The organism is Vibrio nigripulchritudo, assembly GCF_027924785.1.
GTDB lineage: Bacteria > Pseudomonadota > Gammaproteobacteria > Enterobacterales > Vibrionaceae > Vibrio > Vibrio nigripulchritudo.
The window spans coordinates 2,172,705-2,196,410 of the sequence record NZ_AP027049.1; the positions used below are offsets into that span (position 1 = coordinate 2,172,705).

Sequence of the window (23,706 nt, forward strand, 5' to 3'; positions counted from 1 at the left end):
GTGATAAACCTCTGGATTACTTGAACTGTTTAAGGAAACGAAGATCGTTCTCGAAGAACGCACGCAGGTCGTTTACGCCATAACGAAGCATAGTCAGACGTTCTACGCCCATTCCGAATGCGAAACCAGAGTATTTTTCAGGATCGATGCCTACAGAGCGCAGTACGTTCGGGTGAACCATGCCACAGCCCAGAACTTCTAGCCATTTACCGTTTTTACCTTTTACGTCTACTTCAGCAGAAGGCTCTGTGAACGGGAAGTAAGAAGGACGGAAACGCACTTCCACTTCTTCTTCAAAGAAGTTGCATAGGAAATCGTGCAGAATGCCTTTTAGCTGAGCGAAGTTTACGTTTTCGTCAACCAGCATACCTTCCACCTGATGGAACATTGGTGTATGCGTTTGGTCGTAGTCGTTTCGGTATACACGACCCGGAGCGATGAAACGGAAAGGTGGTTTGCCGTTTTCCATTGTACGAATCTGTACACCAGATGTGTGAGTACGCAACATTAGATCAGGGTTGAAGAAGAATGTGTCGTGGTCAGTACGCGCTGGGTGATCTTCTGCAATATTCAAAGCATCAAAGTTATGGAAAGCATCTTCAATTTCAGGACCAGACTCGGTGTTAAAGCCAAGTTCACCAAAGAACTTCTCAATACGCTCAACAGTACGAGTTACTGGGTGCAGACCGCCATTTTCAATGCGGCGACCTGGCAGAGTCACGTCGATAGTTTCTGCCGCTAGTTTCGCTTCAAGTTCAGCACGTTGAAGTGCGTCTTTTCTTGCTGCGATAGCTTGCTGAACTACGCCTTTTGCTTTGTTGATTTCCTGACCAGCGCTGCGGCGCTCTTCAGGTGGCAATTTACCCAGGCTTTGTAGCTGAGCAGTTAGCTCACCCTTTTTGCCAAGGTACTGAACACGCACTTCATCAAGTGCGACAAGCGAGTCGGCAGCGTCGATGGCTGAGCCCGCATTAGCAATGATCTCTTCTAGATGTTGCATCGTTTCCTCATCTACCTATGCTTCCCTCAATGGAGTCGTCATAAGTGGTAGTGTCCGTAAGGTTTCCCTGATGGGATTCTTGGGTATTTTCAAATAGCTCTACATAGTAATCAAAGCGATGCTCAAATCCAAACCCTAATCTGCGATCATTGGCTTTACGGATGAAAAAACATCAAAAAAGAAGCTTTAGAGGCGTATTTCAGCCAATACATCTCAAATCTCATGATTTCCTGGTTAAGACTAATCAATCAACATTGAGTAACTCGACGGAAGAACACCATACTCAAAAATGAGAAAAATCAACACGGTGATCATTCCGATTTTAATCTGCTCACAAATTACCAACTAATGGGCAAGTCTTTAATCAGTAGCTCGGATTTAAAGCGAATTTGATCCAAATACGATTGAAAAGTTTTAGGTATGAACTAGCATTATTTATGTAGCCAAGGCTACATAGTCTTACTCGCAAAACACAAAAGCCGGGCAATGCCCGGCTTTGTTTTGTCATCTTTCAGCTATTTTATCTAAAAATAGTATTCAAGTGACAGTTCCACAAAATCATCTTGTCGACCGAAGTACAGCAAGTCTGTCGGCGTATCGTTTTGTAGCAGCCAGGCATCAACACGCCATTTCCACTGATTATTGATACGGCTAGATGCTTCTACCCTTCCGTTATAGACATCACTGTTATCCAGGTCCTGAGTCACTCCAATAAGAAACTCTGTTCCTTCTGCGTCATTAGCAACAAGACGAGTACCAAAAAACACATCATTTTGTCCTATGTTTTGCGCGTTGTTACCGCGAGAGTCATACAGGTATTCGGCAATCACTCCCACATCCCAGTCGGATTCAGCTATACCAATAAAGGTATATTCAAAACCTGCAACAACACCGGTGTGGTTGTCATCGCTGTCCCGATAAATACTTTCCAGTTTCCAGAGCCAGTCACCAACGATCCCCTGAACATCCAGACCTACTTGAGACATCTGCGCGTAATACGGTTTAAATTCACCATTAACCTTTCTAAAGTAAGGATCTCGATTCGTTCCGTTGAAGTAAGACAGCCCTACATCCCAGTCTCCGAACATTTGAGAATATCGAAACGCAAAATCGACATGTTTTTCCTCTCTAGAAGACTCGTACAAGGCGCCATCTGAGACAGGTAACCTTAATCGACCATCTTCGCCAGCAAAGGTTCTTTCCCTAAAATAAGGTAAGACAAGTGCGTCCACGATTCCCCAATCTCTTTCGAAGGTGAACTGAACCATAGGTTGTCCCAGTTTCTGCTCACCATCCAATGACTCAACGGCATCAGACTGATTGACCACATCAACTAAATGCGCCGATTCCGTGACTCCCCAGAAAACCTTACTTATGCCTGCCCTCACTTCGAAATCTTCAAATACATGCAGATATTGAAGCTCTCGAATGTCGTAATGAGTACGTTCACTGTCCATGCTGTCAAAGCGTGCAAATGGGGTAAAACTCCATTCACCATTACCTGACTCGGTTGTCCGGTACCATTGAGGCTTTAGCACTAGGGATGTCTGCTCTTTTCCTTGACCGTCCAGCCCTTCCTGGAAAAACTGCCTGTGCTCCAGGTTTACCTGCCCAGCCAGCTCAGTAAAAGCAGGGAACCCAACAAGCATCGACAAGGCTGCCGCGATTCTTAACTTCATAAACCGTCCTTAGCGAACACGCTTAAGCGTGTTTTTGGAGAAATCACCATCGTCCAGCCCATTTCTGAACGCCATTTCCTCAGTATTCAGAATGGTGCTTTTACCAGACTGGTGGTTCACCATCAGCATTTTGTGTGCACGCCAGTATTGATCTTCATACACCTGATATTCAGAGAACGTCAAAGTTTTCAGAAGTGCGCTTTTACGATCGTAGAACTCCACTTTCAACGGGCGATAATGAACCTTGTCTAACCATACGAGTTGTTTGGTATAGCCTGAGTTTTTGTCTGTAGGAATCTGCTCCAGAAGAAATACGGGTTCGCCATCCACCATATCGTCCTGAATATAGTTGAACTTGTATTTTTCTAGTTCAAACGAGCTTAAATCTTCATAGGCAAACTCACTGCCCATAAATGGACCCGACTTGTTTCTGGAAGAAATGCGTTTCACTCGCTTCAAAGCTGGTAGGTATAGCCACTGATCGTCAGGTTCTGTTGTATGAGAATGGTTCAGAAATGCCGTGCCTTTCACGTCACGTGGCTCGTCAAAAATGGTCAGCCCCTTGTCTCCGTCTCCATCAACTTCAAGCGATTTTAAGCGCATCTGGCGCGTGCTGCTTTCACCCTGTGCATTTTTCAGAATCATGCTCATTGTTGCTACCGAATCGCCCCAACCTGTATCTCTTGCTTTTCTTTCATTAGCGATTTCCATTCCTTTTACTGCATCAGCAAGTACGTTGCCCGACATGAGTAAGCCAGCCAGTAGTAAAGAGGTGTATTTCATTTTCATCATTCATTCCTTTTACTGACGGGTGAATCTCTTCACCCGTGAAATTCAAATTATTAAGAGACGGTTTCTGTCTTGTTCAGAGAAATGGCTTCTTTGGTGTCTTCAGCCGGTGCCTTGTCTTTGTCAAACAGCATTAGCAGTGTTGGCAGGAATAAGAAGTCCACCACTAGCGCGAGGAAAATCACTAACGCGCTAAGCTGCCCCATATCGGCATTCAATCTAAAGCTGGACATCGCCAGAATAGAGAAGCCTGCGACAAGGACGACCGTGGTAATACCAAGTGCTCGACCTACTGTGTTGAAGGCGTATCGAACGGCCTGTTCAGCATCTTTGCCTTCTTTACGCGCACGCTGGTACTTGCTGAGGAAATGCACGGCATCGTCAACCACGATTCCCAGAGTCAAAGTCACAACCACAGAAAGACCAAGATTGATTTCACCGGAATACAGTGCCCACATACCAAATCCGATCACGGCAGGTGCCATGTTTGGAGCCAGGCTGATCACACCCAGTCGGAAAGAGCGAAGCGCGAATATCATGAGTGCTGAAATCAGAATCAGAGTAATTGGCAATGTGGACAACATACTCGCCATGTTGGTCTCGCCAATATGAGCGAACATCAAGGTCGGGCTCGAAGCAGAAATGTCGTATTGCGGTGCGTTGGTCGCAAACCAGTCATAGATACGGTTTTCAATATCCACCAGCTCTTTACTGCCCAGATTTCGAGTCGTAAGCACCAATTTGACTGAAGACTTATCGACATTGATTTGGTTGTTAAGATCCAAGCCATATGGCAATGACATCTCGTACATCAACAGGTACTGGGCAGCTAGCTCTCTTTCCTGAGGAAGTGTGTAGTAGCTTTGGTCATCACCATGCATGTTCTTATTCAGACGCTTATACACATCCGCCAGAGACGCAACATGATCCGTTTCAGGTTGAGCGCGTAGCCAGTCAGTAAACTCACCCAAAGTAGTCAGGAATCTAGGGTCAGCGATGCCTTGAGACTCACCTGTCTTAATCGCGATGTTGATATTGGTCATGCCAGAAATATGTTCTTCCATGAAGTCCGCTGCCTGACGGAACGCACTGGTCTGGTCGAAATACTTCACCGATTCATCGTTGATTTTGTTTTGGGGAACCAGCGCAGCGGATACGGCGATGACAACCACGGAAAGTGGAAGCAGCACTTTACGTTGACGGACAACAAAAGCGCCAAATTTGTCCATGTAAGTCGCTTTGTTTTGAGCTTGAGGTTTCACCTTAATTGGCAACACCTTCAATAGTGCTGGCAATAGAGTGACCGACAGAATACAAGCGATCATCACACCCAGAGCGGCCAGGTTACCGAAGTCACGAAGCACTGGAGAGTCGGACATATTCATCATTAAGAAGCCGATTGCCGTCGTTACCGAAGTAATCAGAATCGGCATGAAGTTCAGCCAGATACTGTGAGAAATGGCTTCAGACTTGCTCTTACCTTCCAACATTGCCTGACGCATTGTCGCAATGACGTGAACACAATCCGCCACGGCAAGAGTCAGTACGAGTGTGGGGATATTAACTGTAGCCGTGCTGAGGAACATGCCCGCCCAGCCAGACAATCCCATGGTTGCCGTGACGGAACCAATGATAACCACCAGCGTTGCCACCACGCTTAGGAAAGAGCGCAACATGATTGTCAGGAAAACCAAGACCACAGCTAGCATTGCCGGAACCAGTGTGGAGGTATCATTCTGGGCAGAGACCATAAAGGCATCATTCATTGCCACTATACCTGCTTTATGGAAAGTGACACTTGGGTATTGCGCCTGATATTTGGCAAGCAGCTGATCGGCAAATGCGACAACTTGAATGAGTTCCGCTGTTTCGTCTATTTTAGGCAGCTGTAATGTGATGTTAACTATAGTGACATCACCACTTTCGGACACAACGGATTTAAGCAAAACTGGCTCTGAAAGTGCAACTTGCTTAACCTTTTCAATTCGTTCCTGCGTTAGCTCATAGTCTTCTAACAACAGGTCTTCCACCAGAAGATCATCTTCAAACGCTTCGGTATGCTGATAGTTAGATAAAGAATCCACGCGGCTAGAAAACGGAACTTGCCATGAATCTTCGGTGAAGTCTCTAACCAGGTTTAGAGTTTCAGGAGTGAAGACATTGCCATCGGCAGGTGCAATAACAATGGCGAGATTATCGGTTTTATTGAAGGTAGCTTGAATCTCTTCAAAAGCTTGGAGCTGTGGGTTGGCTCCATCAAAGAAGATATTGTAGTCCCCTCGGAAATATAAATTTTTACCGCCAATAGTGGCGACAACCAAAAGTATCGTTGTTAGAAGAAGTACCCATGGCGTGTGGCTAATAGGACTTCTCAGTAACCTTGTCAGAAGGTTTTGTTGAACTTTCATCACACTCTCCGTTTGTGACGTTTCGTCATTTATTTGTAATATAAAACCAGCTCAAGCTGGTCTCATCTACTCTGCTAGATCGATTTGCGGAATAATCCCGCAATCTCGTGTCTTTCTTGACGAATCGTCACTGAAGAGTCTAAATAAACCCACTTTCGTGGGTTTCATCAGGGGCTTACTATGCTATCGACCGATTGATTCCAGATAGGCAATCTCTTCGGCAAATATCTCCTGCTCTACCTTTTGACAGGTTTTGCGGTAATCCCACTCAGTAGACAATGGTTTCCACTGAAGTCCATCCAGTACAATGTTGGAATTCTGGAGTACAGAGAAAGGGTCTTGCAAGCGGGTAATACAGTAACTGTTAGTAGAGTTCTTCGCCAATGCGTTCGAGCCGAATGCCACCGACCAATTCGCAAAGACAATCGCATCAGAGCTCAAGCCTGGACCGTATTTCAAATCCCCGACTTCTACTGCTTTCTGAACCAGTTTGTCAGCGCCATCAATAACCTGTTCTTCCAGATCATTAAGCTCTTTTACTCGTTCAGGCGATGCTTTCTCCAGTACCCATGGGGTTTTAGCGGTAATCACGCAGTCTGATAAAACGGGCTCCAACCGAACATAGATTCGATATGCGGTGTGCATTGCCATTACTTTCTCTCGAGTGTTGCCTTCAAAGGTCAATGCCCGATTAAACATCATGGCTTCTTTTTTCAAAGAATGAATGCAAAGCGCTAAGATCACGTCTTCTTTACTGCAAAAGTGATTGTAGATAGTACCTTTAGAGTATGGGCTGCGCGCAGTAAGCTTATCCATAGTGAAGTTCGCAAAGCCTTGCTCTTTCACCAATTCTTCCGCTAACTTCGTCAGTTCCATTTCTCTGTTTGCAATAGCCTGCTGCTTCTTCGTCATCGACAAAGCGCATTTCGACTTTGCATTTTTACTGTCTTTACTACAACCAAAACCGAACATAGGTCTTTCACCGTATAATTTACACTTGCTCCTATCTCATTGTATCACGTCCAGTATTCCTGTATAGGACGACAATTCATGACGATGCGTCATTTATGACACTTCGTCATAATAGTTTATTAGATAAACATAGCAAGCGTTTTTTATGATTTAATGAGATTTAATTCGTCTGATAAATAGAAAAAGGAAACTCGCATGGTCAGCAAGGTGAATTGGCTTATCGCTACTGCTTTATTTTTGGCAAGCCCAGCGATTGCTGCTAAAGAGAAGTTTGAGTTATCGAAAATAGCGGAACTGACTGGTGTACCGTGGGGGCTAGCATTTATTGACCAGCAAACGCTTATTGCTACAACAAGAGACGGCAAAGGTTACATTCTGAATGTAGATGATGGCAGTACGAAAGCGTTGACTGGTTTGCCCGATGTCTACGCAAGAGGCCAAGGCGGATTGATGGACGTAGCTGTGTCTCCTCAAAACGCCAACACGCTTTATTTTACTTATAGCAAGAACCAGTCTGGGGGCGCTGCCACTACGTTAGCTTCAGCAACACTAAATGGAACAAAACTAAACAACTGGACTGACTTACTGATTACCGATTCAGTCACCAGCACAACCCGCCACTTCGGCAGCCGAATTGCATTTGACAACAGTGGTCACCTGTTTTTCAGTGTGGGTGATCGGGGTGAGCGCCCAAATGGTCAGGATGTAACGAATCATGCAGCAACAATTCTGCGTTTAAAGCTAGATGGTTCAATACCCAGCGACAATCCAGACATCTCATCAAACGCAAAGCCAGAAATTTGGAGCTACGGTCACCGAAACCCTCAAGGGTTGTTCTTTGATTCAAAGACCAGTGCATTGTGGTCTGTCGAACACGGACCGCGTGGTGGCGATGAAATTAACCTGATACAGAAAGGCAAAAACTATGGCTGGCCCGTAACGTCTCACGGTAAGGAATATTGGGGTCCCATTTCTGTCGGAGATGCTAAAGAGAAAGAAGGCATTGAATCTCCGAAGAAAGTGTATGTTCCTTCAATCGCACCAAGCAGCTTGGTTCTTTATCGAGGTGAACACTACCCTTCTCTCGATGGCAAGATCTTAATTGGTGCGTTAAAACTCACGCACATCAATGTGGTTAATCCTAACGGCTTTAGTGAAGTTCGCTTGTTTGAAGATCTGGGTGAGCGCATACGTGCAATCGCGATATCACCTAGTAAGCACCTGTATTTCAGTACCGACAACGGGAATATCTACAGAGTTGAACCTTCAAAGTAAATATATGAATTAACTTAATAACAGGTAGTTGATGAAGTAACCAATCGACTTCACACCCATAGAGCAACAGGGGTAATCACTCCTCCTACCCCTTGTTGCTAGTGGTCTTAAATATTGTCTGAGACCTTCTCTCCTGATAGTATTCGCGTCCTTTAATTTTTACCCCTTATGAGGCACTTGCCTCTGCTGTTTTGGAACACCCATGCGTTTTTATATTTCTTATCAAAATGGTGGCTTGTCGTGAGTACACCAAAAGGACAACTATTAACCCGAACACTTGCCATGCCAAGCGACTGCAATGCTAATGGTGACATTTTTGGTGGCTGGATTATGTCTCAGCTAGACTTGGCCGGCGGAATCTTGGCAAAAGAGATTTCCGGTGGACGCATCGTAACCGTGTCAGTCTCCAGTATTGCGTTCAAAAAGCCCGTTAAAGTGGGTGACGTGGTTTGTTGTTATGGCGAATGCTCCAAAATAGGTAGAACGTCCATGAGTATAGAGTTGGAAGTATGGGTGAAACCCGTAAAAGAAGATGGCGTAAAAGATCGTTTTCAAGTGTGCGAAGCCACATTTAACTATGTCGCCATCGACAGCAATGGAAAGCCTCGCCCGATTGTTACTAACTAAGATCTGTTGAGACAATACGACAAGGCACTACATCATTTTTAGCAGGGAACACTATGATTGCATACCAATATGGAGAGTCGCGCTTTAACTATCGCAGTGCCGCCGTAATATTTCATCAGGACCATGTCTTGCTTCATAAGAGCAGCCGAGATGATTTTTGGTCATTACCCGGTGGTCGTGTTGAGCTTTTCGAGCATTCCGATGAAACCCTGCCACGAGAGCTAAAAGAAGAAATTGGCTTAGATTCTTCTGTCAGAAGATTGCTTTGGCATGTGGAAAACTTTTATCTTTACCGTGAGCAAAAATACCACGAGCTTTGTAACTACTTCCTTGTTGAACTGGACACTCCGGAGGCGATTCCATTTGGTGCTTCAGTCCCCGGGATAGAAGAAGATAATGACCTCATATTTCGCTGGTTCCCATTAAGCGAAATAGATTCGATGACCATCTACCCAACGATCTTAAAGAAGAAACTCAAACAAATTCCAGATTCGACAGAATTGCTAAAAGCCAATGAGCTCCCTGCTTAAGAATAAGAGCGCTTTAATGTAACGATTAGAGCGCTACATCGCCAAAGTCGGATCAATATCTCCTTGTTATTTAAACGCTTTATTCATGAACAATTAATATGAATGAAGCATGCCGCAACTAGCATTGTGGTCGAATTAGCCCAAGCCTTTTCGTATGGCTGGGTTTTAAATAACAAGAAGGGATACTCACAGATGTCTATTAAACACTTGTTCGTGCTTTTGGGGATACTAACCCTGACAGCATGTGACGACAACAAAGAAATGCTATTCGATTATGGTTCTGATTGGCGTTATCTGGATACGGGGTACGCCCCTGATTCGGACTGGAACCAAACCAACTTCAACGACACCTCATGGAAACAGGGAGAAGGTATCTTCTCCTACGGTTACGACCATCCTGCGGATGGCAACACCGCTCTGATCGATTATAAAACTCTCAGTTTTCCCGACAAAACACCAAGCGCTTACTACTTCCGTAAAACCGTTAAGGTAAACAACATTCTGACTTTGAAAGATGTTTATCTGAAAATGAAGATTGATGACGCCGCCGCTATCTACGTTAACGGTGTGGAAGTGGCTCGTTCCCCTCTTCTAAAAAGAGATGAAGTGCTCACCAATACCACCAAGCCACTTCGCTATTCCAAATATGGAGAAGAAGCCGAAAACATATTTGTGTTGCCCGCTAAAGCCTTTGTTGAAGGTGAGAACACCATAGCGGTAACGGTGTTTAATCAGGTTTATCATTCAACGAATGACGTTCAGTTTAATGCTTCTCTCACGGATACATTCCAGTACCTTGGCGAACCTGATGGACCATACGTCACGTTTTTATCAGACGACAAAGTGCGTGTAGAGACATTGGATAAACGAGGACATAAAAAGAGAACCTACTACAGTGCCTCCAAAGCGAGAGTTATCGTCAACTTGCCGGGAGAGCTTGGCAGTTTCCGAGTTAACCTGAGAGACGACTACACACCACCAGCATACCAATACAACAAACCTTCGGAGTATTTTGTTACGTCTGATCTGGAAGGTAACATCGAGGCATTGGTGTATATGCTGATTCAGGCGGGCATCATGGATGAAGACTACAACTGGACTTATGGTTCTGGACATCTTTACCACTTAGGTGATCTGTTTGACCGTGGTGAGTACGTTACCGAAAGCTTATGGCTTTTCTATCACCTAGAAGGTCAGGCAAGGAGCATGGGCGGTGATGTTCACTTTATTCTGGGCAACCATGATTTGATGAACTTCTATGGCGATTTCCGTTACGTTAATGCCCGTTACTTTGAGAATGCCAGCTTAATGGGGAAAACTTTCCTGGAATTGCACAACAAAGATACCGTACTTGGTCAGTGGCTACGCTCTAAAAATATTATGGAGGTCGCTGGCGACACATTATTTGTGCATGCCGGGTTTAATAACGATCTGATCACTGCGCTAGAAAACAACACTTTGCCTTTAAGCGACATCAACTCATATGGGCGTCAGCATATGGACGCGGGATACATCCGTTATGATGACCAAGGTAAGCTGATTAAAGATGCTTACTATCTCCCTTCACGACTTTACTGGGATCGCTCTGTGCCTCGTGAGTCCCTTTCGCAGGAACGTCTCGAGCAAGGGTTGGCGGCGTTCAATGCAGAGCAGGTGATCATTGGCCATACCGTATTTGAGAAACCTTCGTACCTATACAATTACAAAGTAATCGCCGCAGACGTTGATCATAAAGATAACTTTGAACTGGAAGGTCGGGTACAGGGCTTAGAATATGTGAATGGTGCCTACAATCACTTTATTGCAGACAAGGTGTCTGGTGTCTCTCGCCTGCCTGTAGAGCTACTTCCGTCCACACCATAATTCAAATAAAAAACACCTCAACGCCCCTTACATCATGAAGGGGCGTTATTCGGTAAAACTCATCTATAAAACTTTTCTCGTTGAAACTCACACTTTTACGTCAAGTAAAAGCAAATATCTTTTATAGAACAAGATCTTTACGTTGAATCGGTTTAGTATCTCCCTAACCGAAACAATTGGAATGGGAAGTCTTACTATGTGGTACGTGATTTTTTCTCAGGACGTTGAGAACTCACTGGAAAAACGCCTGAGTGTTCGTCCGCAGCATTTGGAGCGTCTTCAAAAATTACAAGATGAAGGTCGCTTACTCACCGCAGGTCCAATGCCTGCTGTAGACAGTAATGACCCGGGTCAGGCTGGCTTTACTGGTTCTACTGTTATCGCCGAATTTGATTCGTTAGAAGCTGCGCAGCAATGGGCAGATGCCGATCCTTACATCGAAGCGGGCGTTTACGAAAAAGTTATCGTCAAGCCATTCAAAAAAGTGTTCTAGCTTTATGTCGAAATATTCAATTGCAAAAATTGCAGGTACCGCGCTGTTGTCCATTGGGCTTCTAGCGGGTTGTGCTTCTTCCAACGACAAACAATCTCAAATTGAACTGATTGCCCAGCACCGCGCAAGCGTGCTTTCTGCTGGCCTTCCATTAGAGTTTGGCGCGTTAAACGTCATGAAAGCTTCTTCAAAAGGCGGTGTGGTTGAAATACTCATGCTCTACAATCAGGATCAAGGCAAAATTGCACCTCAGGAACTGATGCACAATGCGGTGCGCTACTACTGCTCCAGTAACGAGGTAAAAACCAATCTGGAACAAGGGGTGCGTTACCGCTTGATGCTTCGCAATGCCCGCGGTCAGTTGATTGTTGATCAAGCTGTTGGTATCGAAACCTGCGAAAGTAAGTAACCTGAACTCGGGATAAGCAATTTAGCTTGTAGAGCCATGCGCTTTCGAAAGCATGACTGCACCGAACATCAAAACCTGAGCCTCTCTGCTCAGGTTTTGTATTTATGAAGCAAAGATTTAGGAATGTGGCAATAATCGTTAGGGAAACGCGTTAGTCTGTCCTGATGTTCGTCGTCACTCGCAACAAAATTGTTAAGTGGTAACACTTCCACCGCGATCTTTTCTGCGTCTTTTCGGTTGCTAATGTAGCGTTTTGCCTGTTCCAAATGTGCCGGTTCAGTACTGTAAACACCCGTGCGGTATTTCTCCCCTACATCTTCCCCTTGCTGATTCACGCTATACGGGTCGATTATCTCAAACAAATAGCCCATTAACTGAGTAACGTTAACTTGCTCAGGTTCAAATAGAATCTTCACGCACTCTGCGTAGCCATCGTATTCACTTTGCGTGGTATTCGTTTTCCCGTTTGCTCTTCCTGCCTGAGTGGATACAACACCGGGCAGATGCCTGACAAACTCCTGAACTCCCCAAAGGCAACCGCCTGCAAGATAGATTTCTTCCGTTCTTTTCATTCGCATTATTTCAATTGTTCGCTCTGCAATGAACCTTACTCGATCACTACCCTGCTATACCAGCAGGAATGATCCAAATCCTCCACCTGAATTGCTCATTAAAGCGGCGACCTTCTGTTATTTAGACAAAAATGAATCACTTTCAGCGTCTTAAAGTTAAATTTTTGAAATTTTAAGCCATAATTGAAAGGAAACTGTCTTGAGGTTGGTCTGGTATTTCGAAGACTCGAGTCTTGTACTCAAGCTTTTTTCAAATCATTAAGGGGATTCGTTTCTCAAACGAAATTTGGATTCGCAGGGTGGTCTCAAGGTGTTGGAGTCGTCGCCAAGGAATTTTCCACACCCTAGCATTTACATTTAAAAGGATAATCATGAAAAAGCTCATTTCTTCTTTGTGCATTGCATTGCTTTCGCTACCTACAGTAGCTTCAGAGCAGTGGAAGGACATTGAAATGAAAGCCCGAGGTCAAACCGTTTTCTTCCATGCGTGGGGAGGAAGCCAGCAAATAAATAACTACCTTCGCTGGGCAGACAAAGAATTACAGCGTCGATACGGTGTTGAGTTAAAACATGTAAAAGTGACCGACATTGCAGAAACCAGCTCTCGTCTTCTGGCAGAAAAAACCGCAGGAAAGAACAGTGGTGGTAGCGTCGATATGGTTTGGATTAACGGTGAAAACTTCAAATCCATGAAGACGAACGAACTGTTGCATGGTCCGTTTGTCGATCAGCTTCCAAGCTGGGAATATGTCGACAAGTCTCTGCCTGTCGACAGCGATTTCTCTGAACCGACATTAGGCTTAGAAGCGCCATGGGGTGTAGGGCAGCTAGTGTTTATTCATGACTCTAAACGCCTGAACAACCCACCAGCGAACTTTGCTGAGTTGTTAAGCTACGCACAAGCGTATCCAAACCGTATTAGTTACCCGAAACCACCTCAGTTCCACGGCACCAGCTTTTTGAAAGCATTGCTAATTGAACAAACAAACAATGATCCGCGCCTGATGAAGCCTGCAAACGACGTCGATTTTGCACAGGTGACTGAGCCTCTTTGGCAGTACCTGGATAAGCTTCATCCAAACGCTTGGAAGAAGGGTAAGCAGTTCCCATCCGGCTCTACAGAAACTTTCCAGCTGTTAGATGATAACCAGTTGGATCTGGCGATTACCTTCAACCCGAATGCCGTTTTCTCCGCACAGAATGAAGGCACGCTTGCGGAATCAACTAAGGCATACGCGATGGAAACAGGTGCATTGTCCAACATCCACTTCCTGGCTATTCCGTGGAATGCGAACGCAAAAGAAGGGGCAAAAGTTGCCATCAACTTCCTGCTTAGCCCTGAAGCACAATCTCGTAAAGGTGATCTGGACATTTGGGGTGACCCGTCCGTACTAAAATCTGTTCACCTGACAGGCAGTGCGAAAAACACCAAGCTATATAAATCTGTTGCTGAGCCTCACCCAAGCTGGCAGGTAGCTTTGGAAAAAGAGTGGCTTAAACGCTACGGTCAGTAATCTAACTCCTCCCTCTTTGAGGGAGGAAAACGACAGAAAGTCATGATGTTAAGACTCCTATATTTATTGATGATTGTTGTATGTATCGCGCCAACCGTTCCCGGTTTTGTCGGCGTGATACTCTCATCAGTTAACTACATCCCTCCTCTTGGCTATACCTCACCTTCGGTGAACGGGTTTGCTGCTGTCTTTGAATGGAGTGGTGTCTGGGAGTCTATTTTCCTGACTCTGTTTACAACATTAGTCAGTACCATTCTGGCGTGTATATTTACCTTCTTTATCTTGCAGGCATCCTGGCGCTCTACGTTCTGGCGTAAAGTTGAATTTACCTTGTCGCCTTTGCTGGCTTTGCCGCATGTTGCTTTTGCTATCGGGTTTTCATTCCTGTTTGCACCTACCGGAATGATCGTTCGGGCACTTCACCCTCTGCTTGATATGATGCCGATATTTGGCAGTACACCATGGGACTTCAACATTGTTCACAACCAGCAAGGTTGGGGATTGATTGCAGTCCTGGCCCTAAAAGAGATTCCTTTTCTGTTGCTGATGAGTATTCCTATTCTGCAACAGTTGAAAGTCAACAAAACCACTCAGGTGGCACACAGCTTAGGTTATAACGACGCACAAATGTGGTGGAAGTGCATCTTCCCACAGTGGTTACCTAAACTGCGCTTTCCTCTGCTGGCGGTATTAGCGTATGGCGCATCCGTGGTTGACCTATCGTTAATTGTTGGGCCTACAAATCCACCTACATTTGCTGTGTTAGTGTGGCAATGGTTTAACGATCCCGACCTTGCATTGTTACCTCGCGCCGCAGCGGGCGCTGTGATTCTATTTTTGGTGTGTGCCTTACTTATCGCCGTATTGCGAGGAATTGAAACGGGTGTCGTTAAGAAGTGTCGCTACTGGCAGTTTTCTGGTCGCTTTGGTTTACGAGTTCCCGGTAAAACCTTCTTTCTTGCGACGACAGCCATTGCGTTTATGACCCTTCCACTAATGGTAATCTGGAGCTTTGCTCAACGCTGGCGTTTCCCTGATCTGTTCCCAACCAAGCTGAGCGAACGCTTTTGGGCGACGGAATGGGAAGGCATTGTACCGACTATTTTGGACAGCCTGTCGATAGCCATTATTTCTTCTACCATTGCGCTGATTCTGGCATTGATTGGACACGAATATCGCCTGCGCTACCGCATGCATGTACCGGGTTTCATCATCGCAATTCCGATGCTGGTGCCTCAACTCTCCATTTTGTTTGGATTACAGATCACTACCCTATTGTTTTCTACCGATGCCTACTATTTCTGGGTATGTTGGGCGCACGTATTCTTCGCGTTCCCTTATGTATTCCTTTCACTAGACGGTCCATGGCGCAGCTACGACAATCGCTTAACGCAGGCAGCACTAAGCCTGGGTAAATCCCCGTTTCGTGCATGGTGGTCGGTAAAAGCACATATTCTGTTCCCGGCAATTATTTATGCTTGGGCGGTGGGTATCAGTGTCAGCCTTGCGCAATATCTTCCAACGCTGATGTTAGGCGCTGGCAGAATTGCCACCATCACGACAGAAGCCGTTGCTCTGACCAGCGGGCACGATCGCCGTGTCACCGCAATTTATGCTTTATGGCAGGCACTATTGCCATTGATTTTCTTCTCGTTTGCAATGCTGACGAACCAATTACAAAACAGACGTTTACGTCGTACACAAATAGTAAGGACTCAAAGCCTTCATGACGCTTCAGCTAACAAACCTCGTCATCCATGACAGGCACAATAAAGCTCTATTTAATCCGGTTTCCTTTGAGGTAAAAGACGGAGAAGTCTTCACATTAATGGGACCAAGTGGCTGTGGTAAATCCACATTGCTTAGTGCGATTGCAGGGCATTTATCCGATGACTTCTCCTTTGATGGGGCTATTCAGATCGAGGGGAAAGACGTGGGTAAAATCAGCCCACATCTTCGCCGAGCCGGATTCCTGTTTCAGGATGATTTGCTTTTCCCTCACCTGAACATCTGGGAAAACTTGGCGTTTGCATTACCAAACACCGTGAAAGGTCAGGCTCGCAATCAGCAAGCTATGCAAGCACTAGAAAAAGTCGGTTTGGCAAAGCTGGCGAATTCCTTCCCGAATCAGGTTTCCGGTGGTCAGCGTGCGCGTGTGAGCTTGCTAAGAATGCTATTGGCGCAACCAAGAGTTGCTTTGCTGGATGAACCGTTTAGTAAGCTTGATAAAGACTTGCGAGTTCAATTCCGTGAATGGGTTTTCCAGCAGTTAAGAGAAGCGAATATTCCAACTCTGATGGTGACGCACGATGAAGCCGATGTACCAGTCAACAGTTCGTGTTTAAGTTGGCCATGGGAGAATGCTCATGCTTGATAGATTCAGCGTTAAAGTGATTCGAGCGCCGCTTAATCTTGTGGCGCAATCATTGGACAACCTCAACATCACTGCCAATCAGGCGACGTTTGTCGGGTTTCTACTTGGTTGTCTCGCACTCCCTGCCCTGGCTTTGCAGGAATATGGCTGGGCGCTATTCTTTATTGCCTTAAACAGGGTTGCTGATGGCGTAGACGGTGCGCTGGCAAGAAGGCACGGGATTACGGATTCGGGCGGTTTTCTGGATATCAGTCTCGACTTTCTTTTCTACTCTCTGGTCCCTTTTGGATTTGTACTTGCAGATCCGGAAAGCAACGCCATCGCTGGCGCATTCCTGATCTTTTCATTTATCGGAACAGGCACCAGTTTCCTTGCATTTGCAGTAATGGCAGGCAAACATCAAATCGATAACCCGGTTTACACTAACAAATCACTGTATTACATGAGCGGCATCACCGAAGGTACAGAGACCATCGCCTGCTTCGTTTTCTTCTGTCTGTTCCCGCAGTATTTCGCAGTAATCGCCTTTGTATTTGGTTCACTCTGCTGGATAACCACCTTCACCCGCATCTGGTCTGGTTTCCATACGTTGAAGAATATTGAGTTGGAGAAGAGCCAAAAAGTTAGTAACACTGAACCTCAAGGAACTGGCGCTGAGTAAGAATGGAGTTCTAGCTGCAAACCAATTGAATACATGAATCTAAATAGATAAATATCACTCACAAGGCGTATGTTAACAGAGAGGCTTCGCCTCTCTCCTTCAACAAAATCACCCTTTTAAACCGCCACTGGCTTTTTCTCTCGATTGCTGATCTTCTTGGCTCGGCGGATCGCGGATTTCTTAGAGACTTTCTTTTGAGCAGCCTGAAATGATTGCGCTTGCTTGAGTTCTTTCTTGGCTTTTTTCAGCTTTGATCTGGCGAGGTTAGCGGCTTCTTCCGCTTTTGCTGCTTGCTCCATCGCGCGTTTGGCTTCTTCAGCCGCGGCTCTGGCAAGCTGGGCGGTTTTTTCAACTTCTTTTTCACTTTTCTCGAACAGTTTTTTAAGCTTCTTTAGTTCCTTTTCAGCCATGGGTTACTCCTTATTTTTATGTCTATTACGGTTTATCTCGTTAGCCTGCATTCGTCATATTTTTTGGGCTACCCACAATTTGAGGGTCGAGCTGATTAACGACATCGTGATCCTTACCGGGGTATTCAATTAAGCTTAAGAAATGACGCATACAGTTGATTCTGCCGCGCTTTTTGTCATCTGAGCGAATGATGGTCCATGGTGCGTCTTTGGTATCAGTGTGGAACATCATTGCATCTTTCGCTCGACTATAATCGTCCCATTTTGAAAGTGACGCCATATCCACCGGGCTCAGTTTCCACTGCTTGAGCGGATCATTCTGGCGCGATTTAAAGCGGCGGAACTGCTCTGCCCGACTCACAGAGAACCAGTATTTAAATAAGCGAATGCCTGAATTCGCCAGCATGCGTTCCAGTTCAGGGGTTTGGCGCAAAAATTCAAGGTATTCGTCATCGCCACAGAAGCCCATCACTTTTTCAACCCCTGCCCTGTTGTACCAGGAACGGTCGAACATGATAATTTCACCCTTGGTTGGCAGGTGCTGAATGTAACGCTGGAAGTACCATTGATTCCTTTCACGGGCATTAGGTTTTTCTAACGCGATTACGTGTGCACCACGAGGGTTCAGGTGTTCCATAAATCGTTTGATGGTTCCGCCCTTACCCGCCGCGTCTCGTCCTTCAAACAAAATAACAATACGCTCGTTATTCTCTTTTACCCAACCCTGCAATTTGAGCAGCTCAATTTGCAGCTCGTGCTTGTGGCGTTCATATTCCACTACGTCCATCTTGGTTTTGTAGGGGTATTCTCCATCTGCATTCCACGGGATTTTGCCGTTTTTAGCATTTAGGTCGAACAGAATTTCAGGGGACTTTTTCTTCTTCGTTGGTTTTTCATTTTTGGTTGTCTGAACAGCAGACAAGGGGACTGAATTGGCTTGATTCATAGACTGCGCATTCCTTTTCACTGGCTTGCCTTTTTGTAGGCGACTGACGTATCTATCAGCTTATACCCATATCAATATAACTTCTGTTTATTCACCTTAATTATGCTATGGTTATCCATGTAAATTAAATGTTATTATTCTATAACTTCAATAACTTTTACTTATAGACATGAATTTGATTCAACTTAAACTTTTCAGTGACTTAGCAAGAGAACAGAGCTTTGTGAAAGTGGCAAAGTTGAATCATATTAGCCAGCCAGCAGTTAGCGTACATGTTAAAAAACTTGAAGATGCGCTTGGTCAGCAACTCCTTTCCCGAACTTCACAAACCACTCAACTCACCCCCGAAGGTTTACTGATATTGGAAGATGTCAGGGAAATTCTTCGACTGTGTGAAAACATCAAAATTAAGTCCAATTACAGTGCCGGTGTTCTTGAAGGGCATATTCGAATCGCGGCTATTCACAGTGTGGGAATGTACGAATTGGGAGACTTTCTTTCCGGTTTTATGAAAGCCTTCCCTAAGGTGTGTGTCCACTTAGAGTACGAGCACAGCGAAGCGATTTATGAAGCGGTCAGGAAAGAACAGATTGATATTGGTATCGTCGCTTACCCTAAACCAAACCATTTGATCGAATCTATCCCGTTTTCTGAAGACGAACTGGTCTTAGTTACCGGGAAAAAACACAAACTCAATGGTAAAAAATCGGTTTCTATCAATCAGCTCAAAGGAGAACCCTTCGTTGCGTTTGGTGAACGCATTCCTACTCGGGTGGTGATAGATAAACTCCTTGCCGAAAAAGACATTGATGTAAACATTCGAATGACCCACAACAATGTGTACACTTTGAAAAAGGCAGTGGAAGCCGAAATAGGTGTGTCGATTTTGCCAAATGAAACGGTAAAAGAAGAGGTCGCTAAAGGTACGTTGCATAAAATCAACATTACCGACATCAACTCTAAGCGACCGTTATCCATCATTCGGCTGGCATCGAAAGACATTTCGACGCCACTGGAAGTCTTTATTAAAGAGCTTTTGAGTTTCGCTCAGAAGTAATTTACAACGCGATCTGTTGTATGCCAGTTGCCAGTCGGGTTACCGCTTCTTTAAGCTCGTCTTCGCTCGCGTTGGTGAAATTTAACCTGATTGCGGACTTCTGCCCTTCAGGACTAGGGTAAAACACAGGGCTTGGTACGACTGCAACACCCTTTTCCAGCAAAGCTTTTGCCAGAATGTAGGTATCACATTCTGGCAATGTTACCCAGACAAACATCCCACCATCGACGCTTTGCAAATTGCAGCTTTCTGGCAGTTGCCTATCCAACTCTGATTTTAGGCATTCATAACGTCTGCGATAGAGGCTACGGATTGAAGCAAGGTGATCATCGAACCCATCATGAGTGAGCAAACCTAACAATACTTCCTGCATTGGCACGCTAGAATGCAAATCCGCCCCCTGTTTGATTTTAAGCAGCGGTTCAATGTAGCTTTGCTTGCCAGTCACTACGCCCATCCTTAAACCCGGTGAAGCAATTTTGGAAAAGGATCTAAGGACAATTGAGTGCTGAGGGCAGAACTCAGACACCATTGGCAACATTTCCCCATGAAATCTCAGCTCTCGGTACGGTGCATCTTCAATAAAGGCAACATTGTACTCTTCACACAGGTTCGCCACGGCTTGCCTCACTGATAGAGACCAGCAAACTCCTGTCGGGTTGTGGAAGTCAGGAACCGCATAAAACATCTTTGGCTTTTCAGAAGCAAAGCAAGATTTCAGTTCCGTGAGATCAGGACCACACTCATTCTGTGACACCGTCACTATGTTCGCCTGTACTAAACCGAATACCTGCATTGCTCCGAGGTAGCTTGGTGCTTCCATAACGACGGTATCCCCCGGATTTATATAAGCTCTCGCAATCAGGTCTAACCCTTGCTGCGATCCTGTGCAAACCATGGCTTGATGCGTATCAGGAAGATTGAAAGCCTGCTCCAAGTGTTCAAGCAATGGCGGATAACCTGCCGTCAAACCGTATTGAAAAACAGCCGGTTTCTCGGTCAAGCTTTCCAGAACTGGCTTCATTAGTGCAATTGGAAACGTTGATTCGTCTGGTAAACCACCAGCCAGCGATATGACATTTTCGTCGCTTGCCGCGCTTAGAATTTCACGTATATAAGACGATTGGATTTGTTTTAATGATTGTGCGACTTCCATTTGTTTCCCATTGCAGCATTGAATTCTGAATTCAATGTTATGGTCTATTGCGAAAACATGTTTGTCCATTTATGCTCTTCATTATGTCCGTTTATGCTTTTTTAGAATTTTGAGCTATCAACATACCTCTAGGATGAATGATGTTCTGTTCCACATTCATCAAGACATAACTAAGACGCATTCTGTAAAGGAATTGATGTCGATTGCTGCTTATTCTGAGCAGCATTTCCACCGTGTGTTTAAAGAAGTGATTGGCGAACCCATCCACCAGTACATTCGCCGGGCGCGCATGGAATACGCAGCCAATCAGCTCATGTTTGATACCTCTTCTCCTATTCTGGATATCGCTAACAACTGTGGTTTTTCTTCGCTTTCTTCTTTCAATAAAGCATTTAAAGCAACATTCGATATGTCACCGGGCAAATGGCGCAAACACGATCTACAGGTATCCGATAAACCCTATTTGAAAGATCCTGAAATCGCAGCGGGCTACAAAAGAGTCGCAAGCCGCCCTCTTCCCGTTCCGAAAATAAAAGAAGTCCCAGACAGAATGGCGGCGTATGTTCGTCACAATGGTTACAGCCGTTCGATTCGCAATGCATGGCTAACGTTGCAGGCGTGGACGAAAGATGATGGGCGAGATTTTTCGCAGCAGTTTGGCTTACACCATTCAAACCCAGCGTGGGTGGAGCTGGATCAGTGTCGATACGTTGCATGTGTGGGCATTTCAGAACCCCTAAAATATCGGGGAGTCGTCAACCAGATGGTGATTCCCGGCGGCTTACACGCAGTATTTAAACTCAAAGGCATCTACGGGGAACTGCTTCCCCAAATAAGCACAGTGCTGGAAACCTGGCTTCCACAATCTGGGTTTAAGCTTCGTTCTACACCAGCTTATGTTCACTATCATAAAAACCACTTTCTTAGCGAAGATGAAGCATTCGAATTGGACTTCTACCTTCCCATTCGTTTTTTCTAGACACTTCATTGATGAGCAAAAAGATGCATTTTACTTGCTAACACATCAAGTCATCATAATTGATATTTCGCTCACTAATTAGACGTACGCACCAAGCCGGGGATCAATTCGTTGCCCTTTTAATGAAAATTGTTATCATCGCGAATAATAGTCGGGGAGCCTTAGGCTGAGATCGCATAGCGAGACCCGTTGAACCTGATTCAGTTAACACTGGCGTAGGGAACTATGAATCTTACTGTCGATGGGTTGATCTCACTACCATTCCATTCTTTAGTCAGAAGAGTTCCTGCTCGCCTGTATTGCGGGAGCACTTATGACCACACAAAACAACCACCCTTCCCCCACAGGTGTGAATACGCCAATCGTACTTACTATTGCTGGTTCTGACAGTGGTGGTGGTGCCGGCATTCAGGCGGATATCAAAGCCATTTCAGCAACGGGCAGCTTTGCTTGTTCAGCTATCACGGCAATTACATCTCAAAACACACAAGGCGTTTCCGCGATTTTCCCTATCCCACTAGACCATGTGGAAAGCCAGCTAGACGCCGTATTTACCGATCTCAATATCGCAGCTGTCAAAGTCGGCATGCTGGCAGATTCGGGCATCATTAAAGTGGTTGCCAGTAAAATAAAACAATACAAGCCAAAATATTTGGTGGTTGACCCGGTAATGGTTGCAACCAGTGGGGATCTGCTTCTCGAAGAGAGTGCCATCAGCACCTTGAAAGCGGAGTTATTGCCGCTTGCTGATGTCATCACCCCTAATCTGCCCGAAGGCGCAGCCTTAACCGGTAATCCAGTGCCTGAAAGTGAAGCCGATATGGAAAGCATGATTGACCAGCTTCGCTCTCTGGGTTGTCAGTCGGTACTGCTCAAAGGCGGGCATTTAGAAAGCAGTGAATACAGTACAGATTTATTGATTTTCCCTGACAAGGTTGAATCATTAAACGCCAAACGTGTTGATACTCAAAACACTCACGGCACAGGTTGTACGCTCTCTTCTGCTATCGCCTCTTTCCTAGCTCAGGGCTATGAACTGCCAGAAGCCGTCAAGCTGGGTAAGTACTACATCTCCAATGCCATCGCTCATGCTGATGAACTGGATATAGGCCAGGGGCATGGTCCGGTTCACCACTTTTTCCCCGGACATGAAGATGTACTCTGAAGCTTCGAGTTTTACGACTCTTGCAAAGGATAAAGCGTTCATCGCGTTAGAAAATGGTGAACTGCAATATCTGGATGCCGAAACGCCAACATTAGCCGACCTGAATATGCGATTTCCTGTCGGGTACTGGACGTGCATTCTTGGAAGAAGCGGTTGCGGTAAATCGACTCTGCTTCGCCATTTTGCAGGGCTTCTCAACGCCAAAGCCAGCTGGAAAGGTGCGCTGTTGTTGGAAGACCAACAAGGCATAAAACACCCTTTGTCGGTTGACAATGAAATCGCGTATATGGGGCAGCAAGATTTACTGATGCCCTGGCTATCCGCATTAGACAATGTCTTGCTCAGCACACGATTTGGCAAGCAATTGAAAGACAAAGAAAGCCAGAAAAAAGCACTGCATTTACTGGAACAGGTCGGTTTGGCAGACCAAAGGGATCTCCTTCCCCAGCAATTGTCTGGTGGCATGCGACAGCGTGTTGCTATCGCCCGAACTCTGATGCAGGAAAAACCCATCGTTCTAATGGATGAACCCTTTTCGGCATTGGATGCAGTAAATCGTCACAAACTTCAGAACCTGGCACATCAGCTACTTCAAGATAAAACCGTGTTACTCATTACCCATGACCCGCACGAAGCCATTCGACTGGCTTCCAAGCTATACGTGATGCAGGGTGCTCCTGCCTTTGCTCACGCTATGGAATTACCTCAATCCGACATCCCAAGAAAGCTGGATGCCGAGTGCGCCAAGCTTCAACAAAGCATTATTGAAAAGCTGGAGAAAGACTATGAGTAACGTAAACCAGCTTTCTACCGTTGCCAGAGCCATT

23 protein-coding genes and 1 riboswitch are annotated in these 23,706 nt (G+C 45.4%); of the genes, 14 read left to right on the forward strand and 9 right to left on the reverse strand.

Annotated features, from left to right (window positions below; all coding sequences use genetic code 11):
• Window positions 1-16: 16 nt before the first annotated feature.
• From pheS to QMG91_RS09995, 5 genes are all read right to left on the reverse strand, one after another.
• A complete protein-coding gene (pheS, locus tag QMG91_RS09975; protein WP_004401280.1) occupies window positions 17-1,000 on the reverse strand; it encodes a phenylalanine--tRNA ligase subunit alpha in 984 nt (327 codons plus the stop codon).
• Window positions 1,001-1,524: 524 nt separating this feature from the next.
• On the reverse strand, window positions 1,525-2,679 hold the full coding sequence (locus tag QMG91_RS09980; protein ID WP_281826179.1) for a hypothetical protein: 1,155 nt from the start codon (window positions 2,677-2,679) through the stop codon (window positions 1,525-1,527).
• Window positions 2,680-2,688: 9 nt separating this feature from the next.
• The gene (locus tag QMG91_RS09985; protein ID WP_004401276.1) at window positions 2,689-3,468 is read right to left on the reverse strand and encodes an outer membrane lipoprotein-sorting protein; all 780 of its coding nucleotides are present in this window, start codon (window positions 3,466-3,468) and stop codon (window positions 2,689-2,691) included.
• Between the two features lie 53 nt (window positions 3,469-3,521).
• Window positions 3,522-5,876: an efflux RND transporter permease subunit gene (locus QMG91_RS09990; RefSeq protein ID WP_281826182.1), complete on the reverse strand. Its 2,355-nt coding sequence runs from the start codon at window positions 5,874-5,876 to the stop codon at window positions 3,522-3,524.
• Between the two features lie 183 nt (window positions 5,877-6,059).
• Window positions 6,060-6,848: a TetR/AcrR family transcriptional regulator gene (locus QMG91_RS09995; protein ID WP_022592447.1), complete on the reverse strand. Its 789-nt coding sequence runs from the start codon at window positions 6,846-6,848 to the stop codon at window positions 6,060-6,062.
• Window positions 6,849-7,043: 195 nt separating this feature from the next.
• On the opposite strand from QMG91_RS09995, the gene QMG91_RS10000 reads away from it, so the two are divergent.
• The 6 genes from QMG91_RS10000 to QMG91_RS10025 all read left to right on the forward strand — a co-directional run bounded on the left by QMG91_RS10000 (window position 7,044) and on the right by QMG91_RS10025 (window position 12,045).
• Window positions 7,044-8,123: a PQQ-dependent sugar dehydrogenase gene (locus QMG91_RS10000; protein WP_281826186.1), complete on the forward strand. Its 1,080-nt coding sequence runs from the start codon at window positions 7,044-7,046 to the stop codon at window positions 8,121-8,123.
• A 177-nt stretch (window positions 8,124-8,300) separates the two neighbouring features.
• Window positions 8,301-8,750 (forward strand): acyl-CoA thioester hydrolase YciA, encoded by a 450-nt coding sequence (yciA, locus tag QMG91_RS10005; RefSeq protein WP_223880394.1) that lies wholly within the window; start codon window positions 8,301-8,303, stop codon window positions 8,748-8,750.
• A gap of 53 nt (window positions 8,751-8,803) precedes the next feature.
• On the forward strand, window positions 8,804-9,280 hold the full coding sequence (locus QMG91_RS10010; protein WP_281826190.1) for an NUDIX hydrolase: 477 nt from the start codon (window positions 8,804-8,806) through the stop codon (window positions 9,278-9,280).
• Window positions 9,281-9,472: 192 nt separating this feature from the next.
• Window positions 9,473-11,143 carry a metallophosphoesterase gene (locus tag QMG91_RS10015; protein ID WP_281826191.1) on the forward strand — a complete coding sequence of 557 codons (1,671 nt, stop codon included), beginning with the start codon at window positions 9,473-9,475 and terminating at the stop codon, window positions 11,141-11,143.
• 196 nt (window positions 11,144-11,339) lie between these two features.
• Entirely contained in the window at window positions 11,340-11,636 is a 297-nt protein-coding gene (locus QMG91_RS10020; RefSeq protein WP_004398618.1) for a YciI family protein, read from the forward strand.
• 4 nt (window positions 11,637-11,640) lie between these two features.
• Entirely contained in the window at window positions 11,641-12,045 is a 405-nt protein-coding gene (locus QMG91_RS10025; RefSeq protein ID WP_004398617.1) for a GspS/AspS pilotin family protein, read from the forward strand.
• Between the two features lie 89 nt (window positions 12,046-12,134).
• Here QMG91_RS10025 and QMG91_RS10030 read toward each other — a convergent pair whose 3' ends face one another.
• Window positions 12,135-12,617, reverse strand: coding sequence for a peptide-methionine (S)-S-oxide reductase (locus tag QMG91_RS10030; protein WP_038142290.1), 483 nt, complete (start codon window positions 12,615-12,617; stop codon window positions 12,135-12,137).
• Between the two features lie 371 nt (window positions 12,618-12,988).
• On the opposite strand from QMG91_RS10030, the gene QMG91_RS10035 reads away from it, so the two are divergent.
• The 4 genes from QMG91_RS10035 to QMG91_RS10050 are packed head-to-tail and all read left to right on the forward strand — an operon-like array spanning window position 12,989 to window position 17,166.
• Window positions 12,989-14,131 carry an ABC transporter substrate-binding protein gene (locus tag QMG91_RS10035; protein ID WP_022550448.1) on the forward strand — a complete coding sequence of 381 codons (1,143 nt, stop codon included), beginning with the start codon at window positions 12,989-12,991 and terminating at the stop codon, window positions 14,129-14,131.
• Window positions 14,132-14,176: 45 nt separating this feature from the next.
• On the forward strand, window positions 14,177-15,892 hold the full coding sequence (locus QMG91_RS10040) for an ABC transporter permease (RefSeq protein ID WP_281830460.1): 1,716 nt from the start codon (window positions 14,177-14,179) through the stop codon (window positions 15,890-15,892).
• On the forward strand, window positions 15,858-16,505 hold the full coding sequence (locus tag QMG91_RS10045) for an ATP-binding cassette domain-containing protein (RefSeq protein ID WP_281826196.1): 648 nt from the start codon (window positions 15,858-15,860) through the stop codon (window positions 16,503-16,505). The genes QMG91_RS10040 and QMG91_RS10045 overlap by 35 nt, the downstream gene beginning before the upstream one ends.
• Window positions 16,498-17,166 carry a CDP-alcohol phosphatidyltransferase family protein gene (locus QMG91_RS10050; protein ID WP_281826198.1) on the forward strand — a complete coding sequence of 223 codons (669 nt, stop codon included), beginning with the start codon at window positions 16,498-16,500 and terminating at the stop codon, window positions 17,164-17,166. Before QMG91_RS10045 ends, QMG91_RS10050 begins: the two co-directional genes overlap by 8 nt.
• Window positions 17,167-17,282: 116 nt before the next feature.
• Here the strand turns inward: QMG91_RS10050 and QMG91_RS10055 are convergent, their stop codons facing one another.
• Both QMG91_RS10055 and ppk2 read right to left on the reverse strand, forming a co-directional pair.
• The gene (locus QMG91_RS10055) at window positions 17,283-17,576 is read right to left on the reverse strand and encodes a hypothetical protein (protein ID WP_022550445.1); all 294 of its coding nucleotides are present in this window, start codon (window positions 17,574-17,576) and stop codon (window positions 17,283-17,285) included.
• Between the two features lie 40 nt (window positions 17,577-17,616).
• The gene (ppk2, locus tag QMG91_RS10060) at window positions 17,617-18,363 is read right to left on the reverse strand and encodes a polyphosphate kinase 2 (RefSeq protein ID WP_281830461.1); all 747 of its coding nucleotides are present in this window, start codon (window positions 18,361-18,363) and stop codon (window positions 17,617-17,619) included.
• Between the two features lie 328 nt (window positions 18,364-18,691).
• On the opposite strand from ppk2, the gene QMG91_RS10065 reads away from it, so the two are divergent.
• On the forward strand, window positions 18,692-19,579 hold the full coding sequence (locus QMG91_RS10065) for a LysR family transcriptional regulator (protein ID WP_022598951.1): 888 nt from the start codon (window positions 18,692-18,694) through the stop codon (window positions 19,577-19,579).
• A gap of 1 nt (window position 19,580) precedes the next feature.
• On the opposite strand, the gene QMG91_RS10070 is transcribed toward QMG91_RS10065, so the two are convergent.
• Window positions 19,581-20,735, reverse strand: a complete 1,155-nt coding sequence (locus tag QMG91_RS10070; protein WP_281826202.1) for an aminotransferase-like domain-containing protein — start codon at window positions 20,733-20,735, stop codon at window positions 19,581-19,583.
• A gap of 109 nt (window positions 20,736-20,844) precedes the next feature.
• Between QMG91_RS10070 and QMG91_RS10075 the strand changes: the two genes are divergently transcribed.
• The 3 genes from QMG91_RS10075 (at window position 20,845) to QMG91_RS10085 (ending at window position 23,672) form a co-directional block, all read left to right on the forward strand.
• The gene (locus QMG91_RS10075) at window positions 20,845-21,714 is read left to right on the forward strand and encodes an AraC family transcriptional regulator (protein ID WP_281826204.1); all 870 of its coding nucleotides are present in this window, start codon (window positions 20,845-20,847) and stop codon (window positions 21,712-21,714) included.
• Between the two features lie 142 nt (window positions 21,715-21,856).
• A riboswitch (TPP riboswitch) is annotated at window positions 21,857-21,953 on the forward strand.
• A gap of 74 nt (window positions 21,954-22,027) precedes the next feature.
• Complete coding sequence (gene thiD, locus QMG91_RS10080) at window positions 22,028-22,879, forward strand: bifunctional hydroxymethylpyrimidine kinase/phosphomethylpyrimidine kinase (RefSeq protein WP_281826206.1); 852 nt, start codon at window positions 22,028-22,030, stop codon at window positions 22,877-22,879.
• The gene (locus tag QMG91_RS10085; RefSeq protein ID WP_281826207.1) at window positions 22,869-23,672 is read left to right on the forward strand and encodes an ABC transporter ATP-binding protein; all 804 of its coding nucleotides are present in this window, start codon (window positions 22,869-22,871) and stop codon (window positions 23,670-23,672) included. Before thiD ends, QMG91_RS10085 begins: the two co-directional genes overlap by 11 nt.
• The last annotated feature ends 34 nt before the right edge of the window (window positions 23,673-23,706 follow it).

Excerpts from the sequence above, each read along its gene's own strand:
- pheS (WP_004401280.1), bottom strand. The coding sequence starts at position 1,000 with ATGCAACATCTAGAAGAGATCATTGCTAATGCGGGCTCAGCCATCGAC.
- QMG91_RS09980 (WP_281826179.1), bottom strand. The coding sequence starts at position 2,679 with ATGAAGTTAAGAATCGCGGCAGCCTTGTCGATGCTTGTTGGGTTCCCT.
- QMG91_RS09985 (WP_004401276.1), bottom strand. The coding sequence starts at position 3,468 with ATGAAAATGAAATACACCTCTTTACTACTGGCTGGCTTACTCATGTCG.
- QMG91_RS09990 (WP_281826182.1), bottom strand. The coding sequence starts at position 5,876 with ATGAAAGTTCAACAAAACCTTCTGACAAGGTTACTGAGAAGTCCTATT.
- QMG91_RS09995 (WP_022592447.1), bottom strand. The coding sequence starts at position 6,848 with ATGTTCGGTTTTGGTTGTAGTAAAGACAGTAAAAATGCAAAGTCGAAA.
- QMG91_RS10000 (WP_281826186.1), top strand. The coding sequence starts at position 7,044 with ATGGTCAGCAAGGTGAATTGGCTTATCGCTACTGCTTTATTTTTGGCA.
- QMG91_RS10010 (WP_281826190.1), top strand. The coding sequence starts at position 8,804 with ATGATTGCATACCAATATGGAGAGTCGCGCTTTAACTATCGCAGTGCC.
- QMG91_RS10015 (WP_281826191.1), top strand. The coding sequence starts at position 9,473 with ATGTCTATTAAACACTTGTTCGTGCTTTTGGGGATACTAACCCTGACA.
- QMG91_RS10020 (WP_004398618.1), top strand. The coding sequence starts at position 11,340 with ATGTGGTACGTGATTTTTTCTCAGGACGTTGAGAACTCACTGGAAAAA.
- QMG91_RS10025 (WP_004398617.1), top strand. The coding sequence starts at position 11,641 with ATGTCGAAATATTCAATTGCAAAAATTGCAGGTACCGCGCTGTTGTCC.
- QMG91_RS10030 (WP_038142290.1), bottom strand. The coding sequence starts at position 12,617 with ATGAAAAGAACGGAAGAAATCTATCTTGCAGGCGGTTGCCTTTGGGGA.
- QMG91_RS10035 (WP_022550448.1), top strand. The coding sequence starts at position 12,989 with ATGAAAAAGCTCATTTCTTCTTTGTGCATTGCATTGCTTTCGCTACCT.
- QMG91_RS10040 (WP_281830460.1), top strand. The coding sequence starts at position 14,177 with ATGTTAAGACTCCTATATTTATTGATGATTGTTGTATGTATCGCGCCA.
- QMG91_RS10045 (WP_281826196.1), top strand. The coding sequence starts at position 15,858 with ATGACGCTTCAGCTAACAAACCTCGTCATCCATGACAGGCACAATAAA.
- QMG91_RS10050 (WP_281826198.1), top strand. The coding sequence starts at position 16,498 with ATGCTTGATAGATTCAGCGTTAAAGTGATTCGAGCGCCGCTTAATCTT.
- QMG91_RS10055 (WP_022550445.1), bottom strand. The coding sequence starts at position 17,576 with ATGGCTGAAAAGGAACTAAAGAAGCTTAAAAAACTGTTCGAGAAAAGT.
- ppk2 (WP_281830461.1), bottom strand. The coding sequence starts at position 18,363 with ATGGACGTAGTGGAATATGAACGCCACAAGCACGAGCTGCAAATTGAG.
- QMG91_RS10065 (WP_022598951.1), top strand. The coding sequence starts at position 18,692 with ATGAATTTGATTCAACTTAAACTTTTCAGTGACTTAGCAAGAGAACAG.
- QMG91_RS10070 (WP_281826202.1), bottom strand. The coding sequence starts at position 20,735 with ATGGAAGTCGCACAATCATTAAAACAAATCCAATCGTCTTATATACGT.
- thiD (WP_281826206.1), top strand. The coding sequence starts at position 22,028 with ATGACCACACAAAACAACCACCCTTCCCCCACAGGTGTGAATACGCCA.
- QMG91_RS10085 (WP_281826207.1), top strand. The coding sequence starts at position 22,869 with ATGTACTCTGAAGCTTCGAGTTTTACGACTCTTGCAAAGGATAAAGCG.